Consider the following 13407-nt stretch of genomic DNA (forward strand, 5'->3'; position numbering starts at 1 on the left):
TGAGCTTGAGGATATGCGCTTTTAATTCAAGCAAAAAGGCTATGGAAGTTTGTTCCTGTATCTTGATTTGCAAAGAGCAAATTACTACTTATGATGGTATCAGCAGTTCCAGCCTGTACACATACTTATATTAACTAGGAGATCTACATGTCTGACGCAGTTATCGTATCCACCGCTCGTACCGGCCTGGCAAAATCCTGGAAAGGTGCTTTCAACATGACGCATGGCGCCACCATGGGCGGTCATGTGTTGAATGCAGCTATAACCCGGGCAAAAATTGAAGCGGGCGAAGTGGAAGATGTCATCATGGGTTGCGCTACGCCAGAAGGTGCGACTGGCAGCAATATCGCCCGTCAAATCGCTTTGCGCGGAGGTTGCCCAGTGACCACGGCTGGCATGACTGTCAATCGCTTTTGCTCTTCCGGCCTACAGACTATTGCCATGGCAGCACAAAGAATTATCGCGGGTGAAGGCGATGTCTATGCGGCGGGCGGCGTTGAATCTATTTCTTGCGTACAAAACGAAGCCAATAGCCACATGATCGTCGAAACCTGGTTGAAGCAACACAAGCCAGAAGTTTATTGGCCTATGCTGCAAACCGCAGAGACTGTTGCCAAGCGCTATGGCATCCCACGCGAACGTCAAGATGAATACGGCGTACAAAGCCAGTTGCGCGCAGCCGCAGCTCAGGCTGCAGGCTTGTTTGATGCCGAGATCGTACCGATGACCACTGTCATGGGCGTCGCAGATAAAGCGACCGGCATGCTGATCACTAAAGAAGTCACTATTTCTGCTGATGAAGGCATACGTGCAGATACCACGCTTGAAGGCGTCTCCAAAATCCGTACAGCAGTGCCAGGTGGAGTCATTACCGCTGGCAATGCCAGCCAGTTCTCAGACGGTGCATCTGTTGCCATTCTGATGAACAGCAAACTGGCTGAAGCCAAGGGCCTGCAACCATTGGGTATTTTCCGTGGTTTTGCCGTCGCTGGTTGTGAACCTGATGAAATGGGTATAGGCCCGGTCTTTGCCATTCCCAAATTATTGAAAAAAGTTGGCCTTAAAGTTGAAGACATTGGTTTGTGGGAGTTGAATGAGGCATTTGCCGTGCAAGTCTTGTATTGCGCGGACAAACTCGGCATCCCTCTGGATAAATTGAACGTCAATGGTGGCGCGATTGCAGTGGGTCATCCATATGGAGTATCAGGTGCACGCCTGACTGGCCATGCGCTGATAGAAGGCAAACGTCGTGGTGCAAAATATGTGGTTGTGACCATGTGTATTGGTGGCGGCCAGGGCGCTGCAGGTTTGTTTGAAGTAGTCTAAGCTGGATGCATGTCGGGTGCCCGGACTGCATGATGCTGTCATGCGGTTTGGGCAAAATGAGTACCTCATCTCTTTTGTCCAGATAAAGCCATGCAATCTAAAATTCTTTCCCGCCGTGATCTCGAATTCATGCTGTATGAATGGCTGAATGTAGAGTCGCTGAATCAAAGGCCACGTTTCGCCGATCATAGCCGCGAAACTTTCAATGCCGCCCTTGATACCTGCGAACAAATAGCGACAGATCTGTTCGCCACCCACAATAAAAAAAATGACCAGCAGGAGCCGCACTTCGATGGTGAAGAAGTGCACATGATTCCTGAAGTGAAAATAGCTCTGAAAGCATTTTGCGAAGCAGGCCTGATGGCGGCTGGGCAAGACTTTGATGTCGGCGGCATGCAATTGCCCTGCGTCGTTGAAAAAGCTGGCTTTGCCTACTTCAAAGGGGCGAATGTAGGGACGGCATCCTATCCTTTCCTGACCATCGGTAATGCCAATACCCTGCTCAAATGCGGTACGCCAGAGCAGATAGAAACCTTCGTCAAACCCATGCTGGAAGGCCGCTTCTTTGGCACCATGTGTTTGTCTGAACCACAGGCTGGTTCCAGCCTGTCTGATATCGTCACCAGGGCTGAGCCGCAAGAAGATGGCACTTATCGATTGACTGGCAACAAGATGTGGATATCGGCAGGCGAACACGAACTTGCCGAGAATATCGTACATCTGGTGCTGGCCAAGGTGCCGGATGCAAATGGCAAGCTGATACCTGGCGTCAAAGGCATCTCACTTTTCATCGTGCCCAAAAAACTGGTGAATGCTGATGGTAGTTTAGGCGAACGTAATGACGTGGTGCTGGCTGGCCTGAATCACAAGATGGGTTATCGCGGCACCACTAATTGCATGCTTAATTTTGGTGAAGGTAAATTCAAACCGCAGGGTAAAGCGGGTGCGATAGGATATCTGGTGGGTACCTTGCACCGTGGCATGGCAAACATGTTCCACATGATGAACGAGGCACGCATAGGTGTAGGCCTGGGTGCTGTCATGCTGGGTTATACCGGTTACTTGCATGCGCTTGATTATGCCCGCAACCGCCCACAAGGTCGTGCACCATTGAACAAAGATCCGGCTGCGCCACAAATACCTATTATTGAGCACACCGACGTCAAACGCATGTTGCTGGCACAAAAAGCCTATGTTGAAGGTGGCCTGGCATTGAATTTATTCTGCGCCCGCCTGGTCGATGAAGAGCGTACCGCGCCGTCGCCGGAAGCACGCACTCATGCAGCGCAGATGTTGGAAATACTGACACCGATTGCCAAATCCTGGCCTTCACAATGGTGTCTCGAAGCGAATAACCTGGCGATACAGGTGCATGGTGGTTATGGCTATACTCGTGAATACAATGTAGAACAGTTTTACCGCGACAACCGCCTCAATCCCATACACGAAGGCACGCACGGCATACAAGGGCTGGATTTATTGGGCCGCAAGGTCGTCATGCAAGACGGTGCTGCGCTTGAGGCTTTGGGCGAAATCATGCACAAGACGCTGGCGAGGGCAGCTACCCATCCTGAATTGCTGGCATATACCAAATCACTGGCGCGTGTACTGCAGAGACTGGCCAGTGTTACCCAGCAATTGCACGGCGCTGGTGATGCCAATAAAACCCTGGCGAATGCCTCGGCTTATCTTGAAGTATTTGGCCATGCTGTTGTCGCCTGGATGTGGCTGGAACAAGCAAGCTTATGCCTGAACAAAGAAAATCACCATGATGCTGATTTCTATGCGGGCAAACTACAGGCTTGCAAATACTTCTTCCACTGGGAATTGCCGCGTGTTCATCCACAACTGGATTTGTTGTCGAATATCGATATGACGACTTTCGAGATGCAGGATGCCTGGTTCTGAACCATAGCCTTGAAATAATCAACAAGACATATAACAAACGATGCCCTTCCTGTCTGCGCGCAGACAGGCGGTAGCCGTACATACTGGAGACAAAAAATGAGCAAAGCAATTCGTACCGTACAACAATTATTTGACCTGCATGGCAAGACCGCCCTGATTACTGGTGGCTCGCGTGGCCTGGGCCTGCAAATGGCAGAAGCGCTGGGTGAGCAGGGCGCTAAAGTGGTGCTGTCTTCACGCAAGCAATCTGACCTGGATGAAGCCGTTACCCACCTGAAAAGCCGTGGTATAGATGCCAGCGCGATCGCTGCTGATTTGTCCAAAGAAGCAGCGGTACAACCGCTGGTGGATGAAGCACTGGTCCGCCTGGGGCATATTGATATCCTCATCAATAATGCTGGTGCTACCTGGGGCGCACCGGCGGAAGATTACCCGGTTGATGCCTGGGACAAGGTCATGAACCTGAATATCCGCAGCATATTCCTGATTTCGCAGGCAGTTGGCAAGCGCTCGATGATACCGCGCAAGTATGGCCGCATCATCAATATCGCTTCTATCGCTGGTCTGGCTGGCAATGCACCAGGGACCATGCAAACCATCGCCTATAACACCTCAAAGGCTGCCGTCATCAATTTCACTCGCACCTTGGCTGGTGAATGGGGTGTGCATGGCATCACAGTCAATGCAATTGCACCAGGATTTTTCCCCTCCAAGATGACCAAGGGCATACTGGAAAACCTGGGTGAAGAAAAACTCGCCAAAGAAGCACCTCTGCAACGCATAGGTGATGATGAGGATTTGAAGGGCGTCGCCATGCTGTTTGCCAGCGATGCGGGCAAACATATCACAGGCCAGACCCTGGCAGTGGATGGCGGGGTGTCTGCTGTATGACAGAGGCCAAGTCTCCTGTGGCGCTTCCCATTGCGCAACCAACACCGGTATTGAATCCTTTTTTGCATGACTTGGGCGTTGAGTTCCTGGAAATGGAAAATGGTCAGGCACGATTGGCTCTGGATTTGACCGGGCGTCATATGAACAGCTGGCAAATTGCCCACGGTGGCGTGATCATGACCATGCTCGATGTGGTCATGGCCATGGCTGGCCGATCTATGAGCAGTGACCTCAAGGGTGTCGTCACGGTAGAAATGAAAACCACTTTCCTGCAACCAGGCGGTGTGCCGGGTGGCCGCATGGAAGCGCGTGGCAAGGCTTTCCATCAATCCACCACCATGTGCTTTTGCGAGGGTGAGATCTGGAATGGCGACAAGCTCATTGCCAAAGCCATGGGGACATTCAAATACCTGCGACGCTTGAAGTCTGGCGAAAATATGAAAAAACTTTACGGTAGTGATTAAGGTCTCGTGAATTTTAATAAATAGTAAGTGGTAAAAATAGTAAGTAGTGCTTGCAAGTCCAATAAAAATAAATGGAGACAAACATGCAGCAGACTCGCTTTGCAATTCTTTTCTTTGCTTTACTTGGTGGACCATTCATGAGCATGTCTTCGGCACAAACAGCCTTGCCTGATGCTGAGGCAAGTGATCCACAAAAAATGGGCTGGATGCAGGGCTTTCCACCAGCGCCTGACAAGCTCATCAAATTTGCCAATGGCAGCAATTATCAGTTTCCGCGAACCCGCTGGTCGTTTTCTCATGGGCGTGAACTGGGGCCTACCAGCAATGTCTGGCATGGCGCAGGGCCGGTTTCAGTTTTGCCAATGGCTTTGCGCGATCTTGATAAATTGCGGTTTGCAGATGAAAAGGGCAGCGAGATTGGCTGGGCCGATATGCAGGCTCGCACTTATACCGACAGCATGCTGGTGCTGCATAAAGGCAAGATAGTTTACGAGCGCTACCTCGGCATTACCAAGACCTACTTGCCGCATATTGCCATGTCGGTCACCAAGTCCTTTGTTGGTACGCTGGCTGCTGCTCTGGCGGCAGAGGGCAAACTGGATCCCAGCGCTGCTGTTACGCAGTATATTCCTGAACTCAAAGACACCGCCTATGGTGACGCCACTGTGCGTCAGGTCATGGATATGACCATAGGTGTGCAGTATTCTGAAAATTATGCTGACCCGAAAGCAGAAGTCTGGGATTACGCCAGATCAGGTGGCTTGCTGCCAACAGCCGCAACTTATGACGGGCCTAAAACCTTTTATGACTTCCTGGTGAAGTTGAAAAAAGAAGGCAAGCATGATGAAGCCTTTGCTTACAAGACAGTGAATGCTGAGGTGCTGGCGTGGATAGTTAAACGGGCAAGCGGTCAAAATTTGTCTGATCTCTTGTCTGAACGTATCTGGCAAAAACTCGGTACCGAGAATGATGCCTATTTTGCTGTGGATAGTGTAGGCACCGAGCAGGGCGGTGGTGGCTTGAATCTGACCTTGCGCGATATGGCACGCTTTGGCGAAATGATGCGTTTGAACGGCAAGTTCAATGGTCAGCAAATCATACCCGCTGCCGCAGTGGAAGATATACGCAAGGGTGCCGACCCAGCCAAATTTTCAAAGGCAGGCTATGCCACCTTGCCCGGCTACTCTTACCGTAATATGTGGTGGGTAGGACACAACAACCACCAGACATTTGAAGCCCGTGGCATACACGGACAACGTATCTACATCGACCCGGTGGCCGAAATGGTCATCGTTAAATTTTCTTCCCATCCCATTGCTGCCAATGGCGCGACTGACCCTGTCACTTACCGCGCCTTCCAGGCTTTGGCAAATCACTTGATGAAATGAGCAAATCATGACTACTAATTCTCAACTTTCTTATCAACGTATCGTACTGGCCTCTCGCCCTAAAGGCCAGGTTGTGCCAGAAAATTTCCGCCTTGAATCTCTCCCTGTTCCAGAACTCAAGGATGGCGAGCTTCTTGTGCGCAATCACTACATGTCGCTCGATCCTTACATGCGTGGCCGCATGGAAGATGCAAAAAGCTATGCAGCCCCACAAGTGATAGGCGAAACCATGATAGGTGGCACCGTAGGTGAGGTGGTCGCCAGCAAGAACGCCAAATTCAATGCTGGTGACAAGGTTATAGGCATGCTGGGCTGGTCAGAAATGGGCGTCTCTGATGGCTTGTTATTGCGTAAAGTCGATACCACCCACATTCCTTTATCAGCCTACCTGGGTTCAGTTGGCATGCCCGGTCTGACAGCCTGGTATGGCCTGACACAGATCATGCAACCCAAGGCTGGTGAAACCATCGTGGTATCTGCTGCCAGTGGCGCGGTGGGCAGCGTAGTCGGTCAACTGGGCAAACAACTGGGTTGCCGTGTGGTTGGCATAGCCGGTGGCGCAGATAAATGTGCTTATGTCGTCAATGAACTGGGCTTTGATGCCTGTATTGATTACAAGGCAGGTAATCTGGAAGCCGACCTGGCAGCAGCAACACCGGATGGTATTGATGCCGTATTTGAAAACGTCGGTGGTGAAATCTTTGATGCCAGCCTGGCACGCATGAACCCCTTTGGCCGTATCGCACTGTGTGGTTTGATTGCCGGTTATAACGGTGAGCAACTGAGCATCAAGAATGCCCGGGTATTTCTGACCATGCGTTTGACGATGCGTGGTTTCATCGTCTCTGAACACATGGATTTGTGGCCGCAGGGCTTGAAGGAACTGGGTGGCCTGGTTGCGACGGGCAAATTGAAGTTCCGTGAATCTGTTGCTGAAGGAATTGCTGCTGCGCCAGAAGCATTCATCGGCCTGTTGAAAGGCAAGAACTTCGGCAAGCAGTTGGTGAAGCTGATTTGAGTTAATCGTATAAACCAAAAGAGCACAGAGCAATCATGTCCGATCTTATTTTCCATAATTTTGCAGTATCTCCATTTTCAGAAAAAATCCGCCTGATTTTCGGCTTTAAACAATTAAGCTGGAAATCAGTCACAGTACCTATCATCATGCCCAAGCCAGATGTGACGGCATTGACGGGTGGTTACAGGCGAACGCCAATACTGCAAATTGGCGGGGATATTTATTGCGATACTTCCCTGATTGCCGAGGTGCTTGATAAACGCTCACCTGCACTGACGCTGTATCCCGCTGCCATCAACGGCATTGCGCGCAACCTGGCGCAATGGGCGGATACTACCTTGTTCTGGACATCTATCCCCTATGCATTTCAGCCAGCATCCATTCCTTCCATACTCGGCAATATCAGTGCCGAGGAAATGCAGGCCTTTAGCGCAGACCGTGCCACCATGCGTGGCAATATGCCACGCACCAGCATGGGAGAAGCCAAAGGCCAGCTTTGCGAATATTTAAGGCGTCTGGAAAACATGCTCAGTGGCGATACGCCATTTTTGCTGGGTGTGCAAGCCAATATTGCTGATTTTTCTGTCTACCAGGCGCTGTGGTTGATTCGAATAGCACCAGCAATCAATCCTGTTTTCGATGCTTATCCGAAGCTCTCGAAGTGGATGGACCGAGTTGCTGCTTTCGGCCATCACCAGTCTGAAGCTCTAAGCAGCACAGAAGCACTGGAGATCGCCAAGAACGCGCAAGGTTTTGACACTGATGGGCGTAACTTTGTTGACAGCCATGGCATAGCGCTGGGTGAGCCGGTTGCCATCATGCCGACTGATTATGCGCTCGACCCGGTAGTGGGCGAACTGGTTATCGCCAGTGAAAATGAATTAGCCGTGCGTCGTGAAGATGAGCGAGCTGGAACTGTAGTCGTTCACTTTCCGCGTGTAGGCTTCCAGATGAAACGCACAAAATAAATTGAAACAAAATAAATAAGCTTAAAAAAATGAACTTAATACATTACATACAGGAGACAACATGAAAGTATTCAAAGACAGGGTAGCCGTGATTACCGGTGGAGCAAGTGGTTTTGGTCGTGAGTTTGCGATTATCGGCGCGCGTTTGGGTATGAAGCTGGTGCTGGCTGATGTGCAGCAAGATGCCCTGGATAAAACCAAGGCCGAGCTGGAAGCGCAAGGTGCCCAGGTGCTGGCCATGCGTTGCGATGTACGCCATGCAGAAGAAGTGCAGGCGCTGGCTGATGCCACCATGGAAAAATTTGGTGCTGTGCATCTGGTATTCAATAATGCCGGTGTTGGTTCTGGCGGCCTGATTTGGGAAAATACCCAGGCTGACTGGGATTGGGTGATAGGTGTGAATCTCTGGGGCGTCATTCACGGCGTGCGCATCTTCACTAACCTCATGCTGGAATGTGCAAAGAAAGACCCGCAATTTGAAGGGCACATAGTCAATACAGCATCCATGGCTGGTTTGCTCAATGCACCTACCATGGGTGTGTATAACGTCTCCAAGCATGCAGTTGTATCGCTGTCAGAATCCCTGTACCAGGATTTGAAACTGGTTGAAGCACCGATAGGCGCGTCTGTATTGTGCCCTTATTTTGTACCTACCGGTATTTCACAATCGCATAGAAACCGCCCTGAAGATGTGCCAGGTTCTGCACCAACCGCCAGCCAAAGAGCAGCACAGGCGATGTCAGACAAGGCCGTGAATTCTGGCAAAGTAACGGCAGAAGAAGTGGCTGAAAATACCTTCAAGGCAATCGCTGATGAACAGTTCTACATCTTCTCTCATCCTGGTGCCTTGGGTAATGTGCAGGAACGCATGGAAGACATAGTCCTGCAACGCAATCCAGGTGACCCTTACAAGGCAGCGCCGCATATCCGTGACATGCTCAGAGCCAAGCTCAAGGCCTGATTATCACTTTCAAGCATCAGGGAGACGCATCGATGACAGCAGAAATTCAAAGTAATCAGTTTGCCACACTGGAGAATGGAACCCGCCTGCATTTTGCCAGTGCTGGCGAGCGCGGCAGGCCATTGATTTTGTTCGTGCATGGCTTTCCAGAATTCTGGTACGAATGGTCGGCGCAACTGGCTGAGTTTGGACAGGATTATTTTGCCGTGGCACCAGATTTACGTGGCTTCAATCTGTCAGACATGCCAGCTGATGTTACTGCTTACAAGGCCAGGCATATCGTTGATGACCTGCGTTTGCTGATCGCCCACCTGGGTTATCAGCAAGCCACGGTCGTCGCGCATGACTGGGGTGGGGCTGTATGTTGGAATATGGCGATTGCCTTGCCTGCCTTGTTTGAAAAACTGATTATTATCAATTCTCCTCATCCTTACCTGTTCATGCAGGCACTGGCGACTGATCCTTCGCAAAGGACTTCCAGTGAATACATGAACTGGCTGCGCAATCCCGGGTCTGAAGAAGCACTTGCCAAAGATGATTTCGCCCTCATGGATGGCTTTTTCAATGGCATGGGGCAGGGTGAGGCAAGCTGGTTTGATGCTGAGACTCAGGCGGCTTACCATGCTTGCTGGGCGCGCGGTTTGACCGGTGGCGTCAATTACTACCGCGCTTCACCATTGCACCCACCGACAGAAAAAAATCCTGGGCCGCTGCAATTGAATCTGAACCCGGCTGATTTTCAGGTCAAGGTACCAACCCGCATCATCTGGGGTGAAAATGACAAGGCCTTGCCCAAGACTTTGCTGGATGGTCTGGAGAATTTTGTCGATGATATCCAGATACAGCGTATTGCTGAGGGTTCACACTGGGTTATTCATGAGCAACCGGAACGTGTTAATTGTCTTATTCGTCAATTTTTGCAGAGTTAGGGATTATGGCCAAAGCAGATTTTGCTTTCTTTCACCGCTTGCGGGTACGCTGGTCAGAAGTCGACATGCAAGCCATCGTCTTCAATGGCAATTACCTCAATTATTTTGATGTAGCCTTTACCGAATACTGGCGTGCTAGCGGCTTGCCGAATGTGATTACCCAGGCAGCCGAGAGTAAAGAGTTGTTTGCCCGCAAATCCACCATTGAATACATGGCACCAGCCAGGTTTGATGATGAACTGGATATTGGCGTGCGTTGTGCCAGCATTGGCAGGTCTTCCTTGCAGTTTATCCTCGAAATTTATCTTGGTGAAAATCATTTGATATCCGGTGAGCTGGTGTATGTCTATGCCGATACAGAAAAACGCAAGGCAGTTGCTGTCTCAGATGCATGGCGTGCGATAATTTCATCCTTTGAAACGCAAATACCTGCTGATACCCGAACATGAATACTGAAAACCTGCGCCTGGTTATTGCCGACTGGGCTACGCTGCAAAAAGATGCTCAGGCCATACGCTATGCCGTCTTTGTTATTGAACAAAAAATCCCCGCTGAATTAGAGTGGGATGCTGCTGACGCGCAATGTGTGCATGCAGTTGCTTACGATGCAAATGGCAAGGCTGTGGGAACGGGCCGTCTTTTACCGGATGCACATATAGGTCGCATGGCTGTGTTGACGACGGCACGTGGCTTGGGTGTAGGTGCAAAGATTCTGCGCGCTTTGATGGCAGAGGCACAGGCAAGGGGTGAGCCGGCGGTGCGTTTGAACGCGCAACAGTCCGCAGAAAATTTCTATCTCAAGGAAGGTTTTGCCCGTGATGGCGAGATTTTTGAAGAGGCTGGCATTCCCCATGTCAGCATGGCCTACCATTTTTCCTGATAGACTGGACTACAGCAAAACAGCCTCAACTGTGGTGCAGGGATAATTTTTCTTGAGTAATGGCAAGTTTCAATGCCGTTCAGCACATGTGGCAGGACGGCATTTTTATTTCAGGCTTTACGCACATCATCTTGCTGGGAAAAACTTATTTTCCCAATCAGTAATTGCCAATACATGACCCAGTCCCCCATGAGAGAAAACAAGGGCTGCTTGAATGATGCCGGGCGGTTTTTTTCGAAAACAAAATGTCCGATCCAGGCAAAGCCATAGCCGCAGATGGGTGCTGCGAGTAAATACACCGCATGACCGGTGACGATAAACGTGACGATACTCAAGATCACCAGGCTGCTTCCAAGAAAATGCAATTGCCTGCAAATTTTATTACTGTGTTCAGTCAGGTAAAAAGCGTAAAACGCTGAAAAGTCAGTGTATTTCTCTGCCATTTTTGTCTCCCTCTCGCTCCCGTATCTATTAGTGAACGGATCGCTTTATTATAGCTATCTTAGGACAAGTATCAACTTGGCGTCAGCAAATTTATAAATCTTCAAATGATTTATCAAATTGTTCATTGAGGTGGCGCAAATAGTGGTAAATTGCAATATTGACATTGTAAAAATATCTACTATTATTCAAGTTGATATATCTTTAAGAAATAACTATATATGATTTTTGCTACTAAGCATGGTCTTGTGATAGTTATATTTAATGGCATAAGTGTTTGAAGTTAAAAGCTTTATTTAAAGACACAATTTTTAATAATTTCCTTGTGGCATTAAAATTCGTGTGGCAATATGAGTTTGTCGAACAAACTTATGCAAGCCCTGAACATTCAAACCAAGTCAAACATTTTTGCCGCTGACAACGTTTTTGGGGGAATCATGAACATCGAGAATTCGAAAGTCTCAACCCGCCTGATCACTGGTTTTGGCTTGGTTTTGGGTTTGTTACTGGTTGTCCTGCTTCTGGGAACAACTTATATGGCGAAGATGCATCAGCGTCTGGAAGAAATCGCCAACGTCAATAATGTACAGTCCAAACTGGCATCAACCATGTATCTGACCGTGACCGAACGGGCACTGGCTTTGCGCAATCTCATTTTATTGTCAGATGAAGCAGAAATCCAGATTGAAGTGAAAAGGATAGCCGCACAGACCAAGAGATATGCCGAGGCTGAAGATAAACTCACACAGATGCTGAGAGCTGATCCAAACGCCACGCCAGAGCAAATTGCTTTGCTGGGCAGGATCAGGGATCAGGCTAAATTATCTGAACCTTTTATCGCCAAAGGCGCGGAGTTGGGTGTCAATAAACAAGGTGATGAAGCTTATAAATTACTGCGCTTCGAGTTCCGCCCGATACAAAAGAAATGGTGGGATTTGCTGAATGATTTTATTTCTGACGAAGAAAAACAAAATTCTGCGGCCATTGCCCAGGCCCAGCAAGATTATACCGACGCGAAAAAACTCATGTATATGTTTGGTGCTGCGGCCTTGTTGGTTGGCATGCTGGCAGCCTGGCTTATCGTCAAGGGATTGCTGAAACAACTGGGTGGTGAACCACGCTATGCAGTGCAAATTGCCGAAAGAATCGCTGCGGGTGATTTGTCTGTTCCTATCAAACTGGCAGAAAAGGACACGCATAGCCTCATGCATGCCATGCATGAAATGCAAAAAGGATTGGCAGACATTGTTGGTATGGTGCGTTCAGGCACTGATACGATTGCTACGGCATCCAGGCAAATTGCCTCAGGCAATATGGATTTGTCTTCCCGCACCGAGGCACAAGCGGGTTCTTTGGAAGAAACAGCATCCTCCATGGAAGAACTGACTTCTACCGTCAAACAAAATGCCGACAGTGCCAGGCAGGCTAATATCCTGGCGCAATCTGCCTCTGATGTTGCTATCAAGGGTGGTACTGTGGTTTCTGAAGTTGTTCAGACCATGGGTTCCATCAATACGTCTTCACGCAAGATTGTTGATATCATCGGTGTTATCGACGGCATTGCTTTTCAAACCAATATCCTCGCCTTGAATGCCGCTGTTGAAGCTGCCCGCGCCGGCGAGCAAGGCCGCGGCTTTGCTGTGGTTGCGACAGAAGTCCGGAATCTGGCGCAGCGCTCAGCCGAGGCTGCACGTGAAATCAAGCATCTGATTGATGACTCGGTCACCAAGGTGGATATCGGCGCAAAACTGGTTGATCAGGCTGGGCTGACCATGGATGAAATTGTGGTCAGTATCAAGCGTGTGACTGGCATCATGAGCGAGATCATGCTGGCCAGCCAGGAACAGACTGTAGGTATAGAACAGATCAATGAAGCCATCGTACAGATGGATGATGTCACCCAACAAAATGCTGCTCTGGTGGAAGAGGCCGCCGCCGCCGCTACTGCCTTGCAAAATCAGGCTGATGACTTGTCAGAATTGGTCAGTACCTTCCAGTTGGCGACAGAAAAAACTGGGCAACCTGCATGGCGTGAACCAGCAGTGACAGATAAAAAAATCGTTCCTCTGATTAAAAAAGTCGCTCATCAGGATAAAAGTAAAAGCGCTGTGAAACAGATCAAGCGTGTGGCGAATGCCAATAGTAATCCTCAATCCGGCAATGCTGATTGGGAAGAGTTTTGATGAACTGAATTAAGTTGGATACGTAGTAAAACCAGGAGCAGTACCAGTGC

At 49.5% G+C, this 13407-nt stretch carries 13 protein-coding genes; 12 read left to right on the forward strand and 1 reads right to left on the reverse strand.

Going from position 1 to position 13407, the window contains the following annotated elements:
- Positions 1–147: 147 nt before the first annotated feature.
- The 11 genes from ACO0LD_RS27160 (at position 148) to ACO0LD_RS27210 (ending at position 10733) form a co-directional block, all read left to right on the forward strand.
- Positions 148–1326: an acetyl-CoA C-acyltransferase gene (locus tag ACO0LD_RS27160; RefSeq protein ID WP_423011847.1), complete on the forward strand. Its 1179-nt coding sequence runs from the start codon at positions 148–150 to the stop codon at positions 1324–1326.
- Positions 1327–1416: 90 nt separating this feature from the next.
- Entirely contained in the window at positions 1417–3234 is a 1818-nt protein-coding gene (locus tag ACO0LD_RS27165; protein WP_423011849.1) for an acyl-CoA dehydrogenase, read from the forward strand.
- Between the two features lie 108 nt (positions 3235–3342).
- Complete coding sequence (locus ACO0LD_RS27170) at positions 3343–4125, forward strand: SDR family oxidoreductase (RefSeq protein WP_423011963.1); 783 nt, start codon at positions 3343–3345, stop codon at positions 4123–4125.
- Positions 4122–4589, forward strand: a complete 468-nt coding sequence (locus tag ACO0LD_RS27175; RefSeq protein ID WP_423011851.1) for a PaaI family thioesterase — start codon at positions 4122–4124, stop codon at positions 4587–4589. The genes ACO0LD_RS27170 and ACO0LD_RS27175 overlap by 4 nt, the downstream gene beginning before the upstream one ends.
- A 137-nt stretch (positions 4590–4726) precedes the next feature.
- Positions 4727–5977 carry a serine hydrolase domain-containing protein gene (locus ACO0LD_RS27180; protein ID WP_423011853.1) on the forward strand — a complete coding sequence of 417 codons (1251 nt, stop codon included), beginning with the start codon at positions 4727–4729 and terminating at the stop codon, positions 5975–5977.
- Positions 5978–5984: 7 nt separating this feature from the next.
- Entirely contained in the window at positions 5985–6995 is a 1011-nt protein-coding gene (locus tag ACO0LD_RS27185; RefSeq protein WP_423011855.1) for an NADP-dependent oxidoreductase, read from the forward strand.
- A 35-nt stretch (positions 6996–7030) separates the two neighbouring features.
- The gene (locus tag ACO0LD_RS27190; RefSeq protein WP_423011857.1) at positions 7031–7963 is read left to right on the forward strand and encodes a glutathione S-transferase family protein; all 933 of its coding nucleotides are present in this window, start codon (positions 7031–7033) and stop codon (positions 7961–7963) included.
- Positions 7964–8024: 61 nt separating this feature from the next.
- On the forward strand, positions 8025–8924 hold the full coding sequence (locus ACO0LD_RS27195; RefSeq protein WP_423011859.1) for an SDR family oxidoreductase: 900 nt from the start codon (positions 8025–8027) through the stop codon (positions 8922–8924).
- A 32-nt stretch (positions 8925–8956) separates the two neighbouring features.
- Positions 8957–9853: an alpha/beta fold hydrolase gene (locus tag ACO0LD_RS27200; RefSeq protein ID WP_423011861.1), complete on the forward strand. Its 897-nt coding sequence runs from the start codon at positions 8957–8959 to the stop codon at positions 9851–9853.
- A 5-nt stretch (positions 9854–9858) separates the two neighbouring features.
- A complete protein-coding gene (locus tag ACO0LD_RS27205) occupies positions 9859–10302 on the forward strand; it encodes an acyl-CoA thioesterase (RefSeq protein ID WP_423011863.1) in 444 nt (147 codons plus the stop codon).
- Positions 10299–10733 (forward strand): GNAT family N-acetyltransferase, encoded by a 435-nt coding sequence (locus ACO0LD_RS27210; RefSeq protein WP_423011865.1) that lies wholly within the window; start codon positions 10299–10301, stop codon positions 10731–10733. The genes ACO0LD_RS27205 and ACO0LD_RS27210 overlap by 4 nt, the downstream gene beginning before the upstream one ends.
- A gap of 110 nt (positions 10734–10843) precedes the next feature.
- Here the strand turns inward: ACO0LD_RS27210 and ACO0LD_RS27215 are convergent, their stop codons facing one another.
- A complete protein-coding gene (locus tag ACO0LD_RS27215) occupies positions 10844–11176 on the reverse strand; it encodes an Mpo1-like protein (protein WP_423011867.1) in 333 nt (110 codons plus the stop codon).
- A gap of 435 nt (positions 11177–11611) precedes the next feature.
- Here ACO0LD_RS27215 and ACO0LD_RS27220 point away from each other — a divergent pair, with 435 nt between their 5' ends.
- Positions 11612–13357 (forward strand): methyl-accepting chemotaxis protein, encoded by a 1746-nt coding sequence (locus ACO0LD_RS27220; RefSeq protein ID WP_423011869.1) that lies wholly within the window; start codon positions 11612–11614, stop codon positions 13355–13357.
- Positions 13358–13407 lie beyond the last annotated feature (50 nt).

Source organism: Undibacterium sp. Ji83W (genome assembly GCF_049340385.1).
Taxonomy (GTDB): domain Bacteria; phylum Pseudomonadota; class Gammaproteobacteria; order Burkholderiales; family Burkholderiaceae_D; genus Undibacterium.